We start from the raw sequence: 12,209 nt of genomic DNA, 5'->3' as shown, positions 1-12,209 counted from the left end.
GGTTAAGCCTCCACCGTTACGAAACGCTTCAATTCCTGCGGCGCACCGGCCGTTTCGAGATAGAAGCGGATGAGCAGGTTCTTGGCAGTCAACTGCCGGTATTCGGCGGTGGCGCGCCAATCGGTGAGCGGAGTGTAGTCAGCATCGAAGGCGGCGCGGGCGGATTCGACCGTCGTCTCCGTCCAAGGCTTGCCAATCAGTTCGGCTTCGACCGTGCGGGCGCGCTTCGGTGTGCCGGCCATGCCGCCGAAGGCAATGCGGATATCGGCGACGTTGCCGCCCGCATCCAACGCCAAATGGAAAGCGCCACAGAGGGCAGAAATATCCTCATCGCGGCGTTTGGAGATCTTGTAGACGGCGAAATGAGTGCCTTCGGCTGGGTAAGGCACGAAGACGCTTTCGACGAATTCACCGGGATTGCGGTCCTGCTTACCGTAATCGATGAAAAAGTCTTCCAGCGGCAAGGTGCGGGCGCCGGTAATGGAACGCAGTTTCACGGTCGCGCCGAGCGCGATCAGCGGTGGCGGCGTGTCGCCGATGGGAGAGCCGTTGGCGATGTTACCGCCGATCGTGCCCATGTTGCGTACCTGCTCGCCGCCGATGCGGTCGATCAGGCTCGCGACTGCCGGGATCTTTTCGGCCATGGCTGCAAACGCCTGGCTGTAGGTGACGCCGGCACCGATAGTCAGGCCGGTGTCTTCCACGATAATCTTCTGCAAGTCGGTCAGATGGTTGATGAAGACGACGGGGTCGAGCTTGCGCATCAGCTTGGTGACCCAGAGGCCGACATCGGTAGAGCCGGCAACGACGGTCGCTTTCGGCTCGTCGGCCAACACTTGCGCAAGCGCTGCGACTGAGCCCGGCACGATCAGGCGATCCTCGCCCGAGGTAACGGTGATGGTATCGCCGCCCTGCATGGCCCAGAGACGGGCGATGATGTCGGCTCTGGTCTTTTCAAGAGGATCGAACAGGGCGCTCGGGCGCGTCTGGCTCACCTGTTCGGCGGCCTTGACGATCGGCTCGTAACCGGTGCAGCGACAGAGATTGCCCTGCAGGGCTTTTTCGATCTGTGCCCGGCTCGGATTTTCGGTTGAAAGCCACAGGCCGTAAAGCGACATGACGAAACCCGGCGTGCAGAAACCGCATTGCGAGCCATGACAGTCGACCATGGCCTGTTGCACCGGATGCAGCGTGCCATCCTTGGCGGCCAGATGTTCGACCGTGACCACATGGGTGGCATGCAGCGATCCGACGAAACGGATGCAGGCATTGACCGACTCGTAGCGCAATCCGCCGTCGATCAGCCGACCGACCAGTACGGTGCAGGCGCCGCAATCGCCTTCCGCGCATCCCTCTTTCGTGCCCGTCAAGTGCCGGTTGAGACGCAGGAAGTCGAGGAGCGTCTCAGTCGGGCGCAGGCTGGAAAGTGAAATATCCTCGCCGTTGAGGATAAAGCGGATGCTGTCGTTCATGTCGTTCCCAATTATTTTGGTCTTCTAGAGCCGGACACGCCCCAGCGCATCCGGCCCTAACCTTGTATGGTTATTCCGCAGTCCAGCCACCGTCAATCGAGACGTGCGTGCCGGTGACCTGACGTGCATCGTCGCTGGCAAGATAGATCGACAATGACGCGATCTCTTCGGCCTTGACGAATTCATGCGTGGGCTGCGCCTTGAGGATGACCTCGTTCTTGACCTGCTCTTCAGTCATGCCGCGCGCCTTGGCCGTATCCGGGATCTGCTTTTCGACAAGAGGGGTCAGGACATAGCCGGGGCAGATGGCGTTGACGGTGACGCCGAATTCGGCAAGCTCCAGTGCCGCAGTCTTGGTCAAACCCATAATACCATGTTTTGCCGCGACATAGGCGGACTTGAAGGGTGAGGCGACGAGGGCGTGGGCCGAGGCGATGTTGATGATGCGGCCGTATTTCTTTCCCTTCATCAGCGGAATGGCGGCGCGCATCGTGTGGAACGAGCTCGACAGGTTGATTGCAATGATCTGGTCCCACTTCTCGAGCGGAAAGTCCTCGATCTTTTCCACATGCTGGACGCCGGCATTGTTGACGAGGACGTCGACGCTGCCGAAGGTCGAATTGGCGGTCGCGATCAGGTCGGCGATTTCGGCGGGCTTGGTCATGTCGGCCGGATGATAGATTACCTTGCCGCCGCCCGAGACTTCGAGCCTGTTTCTGATCGCGTCGATCTCTTCGGGCTTTCCGAAGCCGTTGAGGACGATGTTTTCACCTTTCGCAGCGAAAGCGGTCGCGATGGCGAGGCCGATACCGCTTGTAGAACCGGTGACAACGACTGTTCTTGCCATGATTTTCTCCTTGGACGGCGCGGCTGTTGTTGCAGCGCAATAGCGGCTTTGAGGTTAGTCCCAAATCGCCGGACATGGCAATCGCACCGCAGCAAGACTCTTTTGCGACAGTTCGCTTCATATATTCGCGAGCTGGAATAAAGAATTTTCGGCAAAAATTTCGTTTTGCTTTCTTTTCACATTCGTTTTGCTGCCGTATCTGTTGTTTCGAGATGGGAACAATCCGGGAGGAATGCATGAGCGGTTATGTCTTGGCGATCGACCAGGGGACAACGTCGACGCGGGCTATCGTTTTTGACGGTGACATGAAGATTGCCGGTGTCGACCAGAAGGAGTTCACGCAGCACTATCCGCAACCGGGTTGGGTCGAGCATGATCCGGAGGAAATCTGGGCTTCCGTCGTTTCGACTGTCAAGAAGGCGATCGAGGCTGCCGGCATCACCGCGAAGGACATCGCCGCTCTCGGCATCACCAACCAGCGCGAAACCGTCGTGGTGTGGGACCGTGCGACCGGCAAGCCGATCCACAATGCCATCGTCTGGCAAGACCGCCGTACCGCGAGCTATTGCGAGAAGCTGAAGCGGCAGGATCTGGAAAAGCTCTTCACCCGCCATACCGGACTGCTGCTCGATCCCTATTTCTCCGGCACGAAGCTTTCGTGGATGCTTGCCAATGTGAAGGGCGCCCGCGCGCGCGCCGCCAAGGGCGAACTCTGCTTCGGCACCATCGACACCTTCCTGATCTGGCGCCTGACCGGCGGCAAGAGTTTCGTCACCGATGCGACGAATGCCTCGCGGACGTTGATGTACAATATCGGCAAAAATGAATGGGACGAGGACCTGCTTGAGATCCTGCGCGTTCCCGCGGCGATGCTGCCGGAGGTGAAAGACTGCGCGGCCGATTTCGGCGTCACCGATCAAGCGCTCTTCGGAGCGGCAATCCCCATTCTCGGCGTCGCCGGCGATCAGCAGGCGGCGACCATCGGCCAGGCCTGCTTCGAGCGCGGCATGATGAAATCCACTTACGGCACCGGCTGCTTCGCGCTGCTCAATACCGGCACGGACATGGTGCGTTCGAAAAACCGCCTGCTGACCACCATCGCCTATCGCTTGAACGGTGAAACGACCTATGCGCTGGAAGGCTCGATCTTCATCGCGGGAGCGGCCGTGCAATGGCTGCGCGACGGACTGAAGGCGATCAAGCACGCCGCCGATTCCGATGGTTGGGCGGAAAAGGCCGATCCGATGCAGGAGGTCTATCTCGTGCCGGCCTTCACCGGTCTCGGCGCGCCGCATTGGGATCCGGATGCTCGCGGCGCGATCTTTGGGTTGACGCGCAATACCGGCCCGGCGGAAATCGTCCGCGCCGCGCTGGAGGCGGTCTGCTACCAGTCGCGCGACCTGCTGGACGCCATGCACAAGGATTGGCGCAATGGCAGTGGCCGGGAGACGGTGCTGCGAGTCGACGGTGGCATGGTCGCTTCTAACTGGACGATGCAACGGCTCGCCGACCTGCTCGACGCGCCGGTCGACCGTCCCATCATCCTGGAAACCACCGCACTTGGCGCCGCCTGGCTTGCCGGCAGCCGCGCCGGCGTCTGGCCGGACCGTCAGAGCTTTGCCAAGGCCTGGGCCCGCGACCGGCGCTTCGAGCCGGATATGGACGAGAAAACGCGAAGCGCAAAGCTCAAGGGATGGAAAGACGCGGTGGCGCGCACATTGAGTACGAGGTGAGCGCTGTAAAAGCGGCCGATGGATCACCTAAGGTTTGATTATGTAAGATATTTTTATTTTCCTAATGTAAGTCGAAGCAGCGATAGTGCACCGCGCGAATGGGTCGGCAGTCCGCTGCCGAAATGGGGTTGGATTCGACTGTTTTTCGATGAAAGCCCTTTGGGAACATCAAGGCGAGGCATGACTGTTAATCCTACGGAATTGAAGCGACATTTTTATCGAAGCGTCAAATACTGGCTTTGCCGGCCGAAACCTCCGACGCTTATCGAGCCGTTTTCCGGACCCGTTCTCGTGGTCGGATCGGCGCCGGTGTCGCATAAGCCCGCGGATTTCGACGGGACCTTCAAGGTCATCACCATCAATGGCTCGCAGGTCGTCACAAGGGCATGGGGCATCGACGTGCCAGACGTTACCTTCGTTCAATTCAACCAGATCGAGGGAACGAATACGAATGCCGTCGAAGTCCGCCGCGTCCTCAACGGCCAGCGGACAAAGAAGCTTTACATTCTGCTTTGGCGAAAGGGCCTCGAGCGGCTGGAGAAAGGGCTGAAGGCCTTCGACTATCGCTACGACAATCTTGAAATCGTCGATCGCTACAAGCGCATGGCGCTTCTCGACCGCGTCGGCGGGGTCAAATGCAGCGAACTGGGTGCGGACGATAAATGTTCGAACGGCATCAATGCGGTACTTTTCGCCCTCTATAACGGCGCTACCGCGGTGATTATTACCGGCATCAACCCGGATTCCGGCGGGCACATCTACAACCAGGCAAATCTGGCCCGGCTGCACATTCAAAGGGATCGGGAAATTTTGCTGCGGTTGATGGAGCGGGGTTATCCGGTCTTTACTGCCGATCCAACCGTATCGGCGTCCCTCGGATTGCCATTATGGGAAGGCAAGGCGTCGGCCCGGCAGCATGCGCAGGCATCCGCGAATGCCGCGGAGCAGGCCTCCAAAGGGGTTAATCTCTTGACTCCATCGCTGCGTTAATCGCGCAATCATTCGTCTTACTGACGAATGAGGAGATCGGCCATGGTGTCCGTGACCGTTGAATTGCGCAATGTGGAGGATACGCAGGCGGCATTGGGCTGGGCCGGCGGCCATACCGTCGTCGTCGACCGTCCGCCAGGTCGTGCCGGCGGGCAGGGGCTCGGCTTCAACGGCGCCCAATTATTGGGATTGGCGATCGGCGGGTGTTTCTACAACGACCTGCAGTACATCGCCGCCGATATGGGTGTCGAGTTGAGAAAAATCGCGATCTCCGTGCGTGTCGACTTGGAAAGCGATCTGTCATTTACCAAAGCTGCGACACTGACGGTGTCATGCGAGATGCTTGACGGTTCCAATCCGCAGCCGGTTATCGACGAGGCCAAGGCCCGGTGCATGGTCAGCAATTCGCTGAAGAGGGGAATTCCGGTCGCAATCGAGGCGGCTGCGTAAACGCGGGACCGAAGGCTGACGCCGGTCATCGTTCCGTGGCAAAATCCAGGCATGTAATCACCTAATCGCGCCGAAATCGATCACGTTCTGACGCCGCCGCTACTCCGGCCCGGCGATAAAATCCGTTTTGTTTCGCCCGCAAGCCCGCCCGACAGGGATCTCGTTTTGAGGCAGGCCGAGACGCTGAGGGGCTGGGGGCTCGAAGTCGATTTCGGCGAGCATGCATTTTGTAAGCGCGACTATCTTGCCGGAACGGATGAGGAGCGGCTCACGGATTTCAATGCGGCGCTCCGTGATCCCGAGGTCCGGGCGATCTTTACCACGCGCGGCGGCAAGGGCTCTTACCGCATCGCCGACCGCCTGGATTTCGACGCAGCGCGGCGTGATCCGAAGTTTCTCGTCGGTTTCAGCGATATCACCATACTGCATCTCAGCCTGTGGAAGCACTGCCGGCAGGTTGGTGTGCATGGTGCGCTTTTCATTCATGGCGACGAGCAGGATGTCAGCGTCGAAACCAGCGATTCCCTTCGCCTGTTGGTGATGACTTCAGAGGATATCGTCATCCGCTCGCGCCCGCACGAACCCACGTCGGCCTTGACGACCGAGGGAGCGGTCACCGGACGATTGATCGGCGGCAATCTCGATATGGTCGCAACTGCGGCCGGCTGGGCCTTGCCGGATTTGCACGGCGCCATCCTGTTGCTCGAAGCTGTCAACATGCACCGCGGACAGGTGGACCGACAACTGACGATGTTGCGCAAGGCAGGGCATTTGAACGACCTGGCAGGCATCGCGATCGGTCAGTTCACCGGCTTCGAATTCGATCGCCGCTTCTCCGTCATCGATATCCTGCGCGAGCATCTCGATACGCTCGGCGTGCCGGTCCTCGGCGGCCTGCCGCTTGGGCACGGGCATAGCCCGCTGAACGTACCGATCGGCGCAGCGGCCATTCTCGATGCACAAGCGGGGACGCTGACGATCCGGCGCGGCGATGCATAGTTTTTTGCCGCGATAATTTTTGACGCGGCTTGTCGGCGCGGGCGATACTCCCTCGTCTTACATGAGAAGGAGGTCCTCATGCTCTATGCGATCCTATGCTACAACGACGAAGACGCCGTGTTTTCCTGGACCAAGGAAGAAGAACAGGCGACGATGGACCGGTTGCGGGCGGTGCAGGCGCCGCTTGGCGAAGCCGGCAAGCTCGGTCCGGTCGCCCGTCTGATGCCGACGACGGCGGCAACGACACTGCGCAAGGGCAAGAACGAGCCGCTCGTCATCGATGGGCCCTTCGCGGAAACGAAGGAACAATTGCTCGGCTTTTATGTCATCGACTTTGAGACACTCGACGAGGCGATTGAATTTTCAAAGAAACTCGCCGTCGCCAACCCGGGCGCCGGCTCTTATGAAATTCGTCCGCTTTATGTCTTTAAACCGGGGACGATCGCAACATGACGGACCTCGCCTGGATCGATATCGCATTCACCAACGCCCGGCCGCAGGTGCTCGGTGCGCTGCTGCGATACTTCCGCAATCTCGATATTGCCGAAGAGGCGTTTCAGGAAGCTTGCCTCAGAGCATTGAAGACATGGCCGGATAAGGGGCCGCCGCGTGATCCCGTCGCCTGGCTGATCTTCGTCGGCCGCAATAGCGGCATCGACGCGGTGCGCAAACAGTCGAAGACGCAAGGCTTGCCGGACGAGGAGGTGATCTCTGATACCGGTGACGCCGAAAGCGATCTCGCTGAGCGGCTAGACGGCTCCAACTATCGTGACGATATTCTGCGGTTGCTGTTCATCTGCTGTCATCCGGATCTGCCGGCGACGCAACAGATCGCGCTGGCGCTGCGCGTCGTCTCCGGTCTTACGGTGGCCCAGATCGCCCGTGCCTTTCTCGTCAGCGAAAGTGCGATGGAGCAGCGTATTACCCGCGCCAAAGCGCGTGTTGCGGCCGCCGGTGTACCTTTCGAGACGCCGGGTGCGGTCGAGCGGGCCGAGCGCGTGGCGCTCGTCAGCGCCATGATCTATCTCATCTACAACGAGGGTTACTCCGCCGGTGGGCCGGGCCGCGAAGCGTCTGCCTTTGCCGATGAGGCGATCCGGTTGGGGCGGCTGTTGCTGCGCATCTTTCCGGCGGAACCCGAGATCATGGGTCTGCTGGCGCTGATGCTGCTGCAACAATCGCGGAATGCCGCCCGTTTCGATGCAGACGGCCAGATCATCCTGCTGGAGGATCAGGACCGGTCGCTCTGGAGCCGCACATTGATCGACGAGGCGCTTGCCTTGCTCGACAAGGCAATCCGCCATCGCCGACCCGGCCCCTATCAGGTTCAGGCCGCCATTGCCGCGCTGCATTCGCGCGCCAAGCGGGCCGAGGATACGGATTGGGCGGAGATCGATCTGCTCTATCAGACGCTGGAGCGGTTGAATCCGTCGCCGGTTGTCTCGCTGAACCGCGCAGTCGCCATCGCCAAGCTTAAAGGGCCAGAGGAGGCGTTGGCACTGGTCGAGGCACTGGCGGACAAACTCGATTGCTATTTTTACTTTCACGGGCTTCGGGGCGGTCTGCTTGCGCAGTTGGGCCGGTCGCACGAGGCGCATTTGGCCTTCGACCGTGCAATCGCGCTTGCCCGATCGCCCGCAGAAGCCGCCCATATCCGTCATCAGCTCGACCGCCTGGCCGTGCCTGCTCCGGCAACTGCAAAATAATCAGAAAAATCCGCTCTTCCATGTCGGAAGGAGGCTGCTGTCAGCGTCCTTGAGGCACAGGCCGATCAGGCTGTTTCAAACGGGCTAGTGCACCGATCAACAGACGGCGCTGGCGGCGAAGATCTGAATTCCTGATTCAATTCCGGGGGATAGAGTAATGTTCTATGAAATGGAATCACCATCCAGCTCGCGGGTGCAGCGTGTGGCCGGCATGATCCTCAGCGGCTTGGTTATCGCCTTTCTTGTTTTCGACGGCGCGATCAAGCTCATTCCTTTGCCTGTGGTTACGGAGACCATGGCGGCGCTCGGCTATTCCGCCGATCCGGCTTTGGCGCGGCTGCTTGGCGCGATCACGCTCCTCTGCGCTGTGCTCTATGCCATTCCGGCGACATCTGTCCTCGGGGCGATCCTCCTCACCGGCCTGCTTGGTGGGGCGATGGTGACGCATCTGAGAGTGGGCAGCCCCGTGTTCACGCACCTGCTGTTCGGTCTTTATCTCGGCATCATCGCCTGGGGTGGGCTTTATCTTCGTTATGAAGCGGTTCGGAAAATGATTCCGTTTATGCGTTGAAGCTGTTGAATTTAGGATAGATTTGATATGCCTCGCTGCCTTATCCGTTCGGGGAGCGAGCCATGCCGCAAGTCACTATCGCACCAGTCAGGCAGTCCGACGCCGGCGAACTGATCGCGGCGAATGTCGAGAGCCGCGCATACCATGCACCATGGGCCTATCCCTTTGTGGATCGCGATGGCTTCGATGCCTGGTTCGGGCAGACCGTTACGGGATCCAATATCGGCCTCGTCGCGCGCGATGCCGGTTCGGGCGGTATCATCGGCGTGGTCAATATCAGCCAGATGGTATGGGGCGGTTTCCGCAGCGCCTTTCTCGGCTATCACGGCATGGTGGCCTTTGCCGGCCAGGGTTTCATGACCGAGGCATTGCGGCTGGCGGTCGCCCATGGTTTCGACGATATCGGCTTGCATCGGCTGGAGGCCAATATTCAGCCCGCGAACCATGCCTCTATTGCGTTGGTGCAAAGGCTTGGCTTCCGTAAGGAAGGATTCTCACCCAAATATCTGAGGATCGGCGGCGTCTGGTGCGATCATGAACGCTGGGCTTTGCTGGCCGACGATCCGCGCCTTTGATGTTCAACATCAAAGGCTTTCGAGGTCGATTCCGAAGCGACAGGCAAGCTGTTGAATTCAGATTCGAATTAGAGGTTGGTATCAACATTCTCGAACAAACCGTTCGACAATTCATATTTGCGGTATCAGCCTCGTCTTCCTATTTCGTCCGTCAACGACAGATGGGATTTTTATCATGGAACTTGGTCTCTATACCTTCGCGGACGTCGATACCAATCCTGCTCTCAACAAGGGTGCGGAGGCGGCGCGTCGCCTGAAGAATTTGATCGAGGAGATCGAGCTGGCCGATCAGGTCGGTCTCGATGTCTTCGGGCTCGGCGAGCATCATCGGCCGGATTATGCAGCATCGGCTCCGGCCGTCGCCCTTGCGGCGGCTGCGGTAAAGACGAACAATATCCGGTTGACCAGCACCGTGACGGTGCTGAGTTCGGACGATCCGGTGCGCGTATTCCAGCAGTTCTCGACGCTCGACCTCATTTCGAACGGTCGTGCCGAGATCATGGCGGGGCGGGGCTCGTTCATCGAGTCATTTCCGCTCTTTGGTTATAATCTCGAAGATTACGACCAGCTTTTCGAGGAAAAGCTCGATCTGCTGTTGGCGATCCGCGAGAGCGAGCAGGTGAACTGGACGGGCAAACTCCGCGCGCCGATTCATGGGCGAGGGGTCTATCCCCGACCGCTGCAGGATCCGTTGCCAATCTGGGTGGCGGTCGGCGGCACGCCGCAGTCGGTCGCGCGCGCCGGGGCTCTTGGCCTGCCGATGGCGCTCGCCATCATCGGCGGCGAGCCGCGCCGGTTTGCGCCGCTCATCGATCTCTACCACGAGGCTGCCCGCCGCGCTGGGCAGGATGCAGCCAAGCTCAAAACCAGCATCAATGTTCACGGTTTCGTAGCCGATACGACCGAGGCCGCCGCCGATCAGTTCTACGGCCCGCAGGCCGAGGTGATGAACCGGATTGGCCGCGAGCGCGGCTGGGGACCGACAAGCCGGGCGCATTTCGACCAATCGCGCGGGCCGCATGGTGCGCTCTTCGTCGGCGATCCCGAAGTCGTTGCCGAGAAGATCATCGCTCATCACAAGCTGTTCAAGAATGACCGCTTCCTGCTGCAGATGGCGATCGGCACGATGCCGCATGAGCAGATCATGCGCGGCATCGAACTTTACGGCACGAAAGTCGCACCGCTGGTCAGAAAGGCATTGACTGCAGAAAGCGAAGAGGCGAAAGCGACGGCTTGAGTGCTTGTCTCAACGGACGCATGCCAGCCGGAAGCTTTGAATGATCATCTCGAACGACGACGAACTGACCAAGCTGAAAGAGATCGGCCGCATCTGCGCTAACGCCATACAGGCGATGGCGGCGGCGCTGGAGCCGGGCATCACCACGCTGGAACTCGATAATATTGGCCGCAAGGTGCTGGACGATGCCGGCGCCCGCTCGGCGCCGGAACTTGTTTACAAATTTCCCGGCGCCACCTGCATCAGCGTCAATGAGGAAGTGGCGCATGGCATTCCCGGTGCGCGGGTGATTCAGGCAGGCGATCTCGTCAATCTCGATGTTTCCGCGGAGAAGGATGGTTTCTTCTCCGATACCGGCTCGTCCTTTGCTGTGCCGCCTGTCAAGCCGAAGATCGAGCGCCTTTGCCGCGATGGCAAACGGGCGCTTTGGGTCGGGCTGAACCAGGTGCGCAGCGGCGCGCCGTTCTCGAAGATCGGCCACGCCGTCGGCGCTTTCGCCCAGAAGAACCGCTATACGCTGGTCGCCAATCTCGCCAGCCACGGCATCGGCCGTTCGCTGCATGAGGAGCCGGCGGAGGTGTCTACCTGGGCCGATCCCGACGAGACCCGCATCATGCAGGACGGTCTCGTCTTCACCGTCGAGCCATTCCTGTCGCTCGGCGCAAGTTGGGCGGAGGGCGGCGACGATGCCTGGACGCTCTATGCCGATCCGCGCGCGCCCACGGTTCAGTTCGAGCACACCGTCGTCGCCACCCGCAACGGACCGATGATCCTGACCTTGGCGGACAACTGAGGGATTAGACCTCAGTCTTCCGACTTCGTCTCGCCGCGGATGATATCGGCGGCGGCGCGTTCGAGAATGGCCGCGATGCGCGCGCCTTCAGCCTTGCTCCATGGATATTTCGAGCGAAGTGCCGAGCGCAGAAGCTGACGTGCGAGGTGAACATCACCGGCATCCCGACCGAACGGGCCTTCACGACCTTCATCGTCGCCGGGTTCCTCGCCGCCAAAGACGCGCCGGACATGCGCCATCTTCTCGCCGATCGCGCTGAGCTTGGCGAGCGTCGCCTCGACCAGCGCCTGGTTTTCCTCGACGCGCTTCTGACCGCTTTCGGTGATGCGGTAAAGCTTCTTCGTGCCGGTCGCTTCGACTTCGGCAAGGCCCGTCTCTTCCAGATAGGTGAGGGCGGGGTAGATGACGCCGGGGCTCGGCACATAGAAGCCGCCGGAGCGTTCTTCCAGGGTCTTGATCAGTTCATAGCCATGGCGCGGCTGCTCGGAAAGCAGGGCGAGAATGATGAGCTGCAGATCAGCGGCATCGAATTTCCGGCCGGTGCGAAAACCGCCGCCGAACATGCCGCCCTTGAAGCCTCTCATGAAGTCTCTCCTGTGCCTCCCGTGTGAATCACGGCTTTCGCCATGTCGTAGGATATATGCCTCGATGGTGTCAAAGCTATCGCCGCACATGCGATCTCTAAAGCCTCTCATTATGTTTCTCCTTCGATGATGAGGGTTTATATCGTTCGTCATGTCGTAAGATATATATCGTAAGATAGAATTCTGCAAGAGGGCGCGGGATTTTTGCTGTGAAGGGGTTGCCGGATCTCTGAACGGCGACAGGTTGGCCTT

The 12,209-nt window shown here is 60.0% G+C and carries 13 protein-coding genes; 10 read left to right on the top strand and 3 right to left on the bottom strand.

The genetic code is table 11. The annotated features are described in order from the left end of the window. Positions 1 to 2: 2 nt before the first annotated feature. Together xdhA and N2601_RS10990 are read right to left on the bottom strand one after the other, a co-directional pair. A complete protein-coding gene (xdhA, locus tag N2601_RS10995; RefSeq protein WP_104823828.1) occupies positions 3 to 1,472 on the bottom strand; it encodes a xanthine dehydrogenase small subunit in 1,470 nt (489 codons plus the stop codon). A 70-nt stretch (positions 1,473 to 1,542) separates the two neighbouring features. After that, on the bottom strand, positions 1,543 to 2,319 hold the full coding sequence (locus tag N2601_RS10990; protein ID WP_104823827.1) for a 3-hydroxybutyrate dehydrogenase: 777 nt from the start codon (positions 2,317 to 2,319) through the stop codon (positions 1,543 to 1,545). 236 nt (positions 2,320 to 2,555) lie between these two features. Between N2601_RS10990 and glpK the strand changes: the two genes are divergently transcribed. The 10 genes from glpK (at position 2,556) to map (ending at position 11,373) form a co-directional block, all read left to right on the top strand. Beyond that, complete coding sequence (gene glpK, locus N2601_RS10985; protein ID WP_104823826.1) at positions 2,556 to 4,052, top strand: glycerol kinase GlpK; 1,497 nt, start codon at positions 2,556 to 2,558, stop codon at positions 4,050 to 4,052. A 180-nt stretch (positions 4,053 to 4,232) separates the two neighbouring features. Continuing rightward, positions 4,233 to 5,042, top strand: coding sequence for a membrane-anchored protein (locus N2601_RS10980; RefSeq protein WP_104823825.1), 810 nt, complete (start codon positions 4,233 to 4,235; stop codon positions 5,040 to 5,042). Positions 5,043 to 5,084: 42 nt separating this feature from the next. After that, the gene (locus N2601_RS10975) at positions 5,085 to 5,492 is read left to right on the top strand and encodes an OsmC family protein (RefSeq protein WP_104823824.1); all 408 of its coding nucleotides are present in this window, start codon (positions 5,085 to 5,087) and stop codon (positions 5,490 to 5,492) included. A 165-nt stretch (positions 5,493 to 5,657) separates the two neighbouring features. After that, positions 5,658 to 6,491 carry a S66 peptidase family protein gene (locus tag N2601_RS10970; protein WP_260303088.1) on the top strand — a complete coding sequence of 278 codons (834 nt, stop codon included), beginning with the start codon at positions 5,658 to 5,660 and terminating at the stop codon, positions 6,489 to 6,491. A 78-nt stretch (positions 6,492 to 6,569) separates the two neighbouring features. Continuing rightward, complete coding sequence (locus tag N2601_RS10965) at positions 6,570 to 6,944, top strand: YciI family protein (protein WP_104823822.1); 375 nt, start codon at positions 6,570 to 6,572, stop codon at positions 6,942 to 6,944. Further along, positions 6,941 to 8,197, top strand: coding sequence for an RNA polymerase sigma factor (locus N2601_RS10960; RefSeq protein ID WP_104823821.1), 1,257 nt, complete (start codon positions 6,941 to 6,943; stop codon positions 8,195 to 8,197). Before N2601_RS10965 ends, N2601_RS10960 begins: the two co-directional genes overlap by 4 nt. 157 nt (positions 8,198 to 8,354) lie before the next feature. Beyond that, positions 8,355 to 8,768, top strand: coding sequence for a DoxX family protein (locus N2601_RS10955; RefSeq protein ID WP_104823820.1), 414 nt, complete (start codon positions 8,355 to 8,357; stop codon positions 8,766 to 8,768). Between the two features lie 62 nt (positions 8,769 to 8,830). Further along, the gene (locus tag N2601_RS10950) at positions 8,831 to 9,343 is read left to right on the top strand and encodes a GNAT family N-acetyltransferase (protein WP_104823819.1); all 513 of its coding nucleotides are present in this window, start codon (positions 8,831 to 8,833) and stop codon (positions 9,341 to 9,343) included. Positions 9,344 to 9,518: 175 nt separating this feature from the next. Further along, positions 9,519 to 10,580 carry an LLM class flavin-dependent oxidoreductase gene (locus N2601_RS10945; RefSeq protein WP_104823818.1) on the top strand — a complete coding sequence of 354 codons (1,062 nt, stop codon included), beginning with the start codon at positions 9,519 to 9,521 and terminating at the stop codon, positions 10,578 to 10,580. Positions 10,581 to 10,620: 40 nt separating this feature from the next. Beyond that, on the top strand, positions 10,621 to 11,373 hold the full coding sequence (gene map, locus N2601_RS10940; protein WP_104823817.1) for a type I methionyl aminopeptidase: 753 nt from the start codon (positions 10,621 to 10,623) through the stop codon (positions 11,371 to 11,373). An 11-nt stretch (positions 11,374 to 11,384) separates the two neighbouring features. Here the strand turns inward: map and N2601_RS10935 are convergent, their stop codons facing one another. Continuing rightward, complete coding sequence (locus N2601_RS10935) at positions 11,385 to 11,957, bottom strand: PadR family transcriptional regulator (protein WP_104823816.1); 573 nt, start codon at positions 11,955 to 11,957, stop codon at positions 11,385 to 11,387. Positions 11,958 to 12,209: the final 252 nt, after the last annotated feature.

The sequence above is a fragment of the Rhizobium sp. CB3060 genome (assembly GCF_025200735.1).
GTDB lineage: Bacteria > Pseudomonadota > Alphaproteobacteria > Rhizobiales > Rhizobiaceae > Rhizobium.
This window is presented reverse-complemented; position numbering and strand designations above follow the sequence as displayed.

Bases quoted from the DNA above. Each gene is read 5' to 3' on its own strand.
- xdhA (WP_104823828.1), bottom strand. From the start codon at position 1,472: ATGAACGACAGCATCCGCTTTATCCTCAACGGCGAGGATATTTCACTT.
- N2601_RS10990 (WP_104823827.1), bottom strand. From the start codon at position 2,319: ATGGCAAGAACAGTCGTTGTCACCGGTTCTACAAGCGGTATCGGCCTC.
- glpK (WP_104823826.1), top strand. From the start codon at position 2,556: ATGAGCGGTTATGTCTTGGCGATCGACCAGGGGACAACGTCGACGCGG.
- N2601_RS10980 (WP_104823825.1), top strand. From the start codon at position 4,233: ATGACTGTTAATCCTACGGAATTGAAGCGACATTTTTATCGAAGCGTC.
- N2601_RS10975 (WP_104823824.1), top strand. From the start codon at position 5,085: ATGGTGTCCGTGACCGTTGAATTGCGCAATGTGGAGGATACGCAGGCG.
- N2601_RS10965 (WP_104823822.1), top strand. From the start codon at position 6,570: ATGCTCTATGCGATCCTATGCTACAACGACGAAGACGCCGTGTTTTCC.
- N2601_RS10960 (WP_104823821.1), top strand. From the start codon at position 6,941: ATGACGGACCTCGCCTGGATCGATATCGCATTCACCAACGCCCGGCCG.
- N2601_RS10955 (WP_104823820.1), top strand. From the start codon at position 8,355: ATGTTCTATGAAATGGAATCACCATCCAGCTCGCGGGTGCAGCGTGTG.
- N2601_RS10950 (WP_104823819.1), top strand. From the start codon at position 8,831: ATGCCGCAAGTCACTATCGCACCAGTCAGGCAGTCCGACGCCGGCGAA.
- N2601_RS10945 (WP_104823818.1), top strand. From the start codon at position 9,519: ATGGAACTTGGTCTCTATACCTTCGCGGACGTCGATACCAATCCTGCT.
- map (WP_104823817.1), top strand. From the start codon at position 10,621: ATGATCATCTCGAACGACGACGAACTGACCAAGCTGAAAGAGATCGGC.
- N2601_RS10935 (WP_104823816.1), bottom strand. From the start codon at position 11,957: ATGAGAGGCTTCAAGGGCGGCATGTTCGGCGGCGGTTTTCGCACCGGC.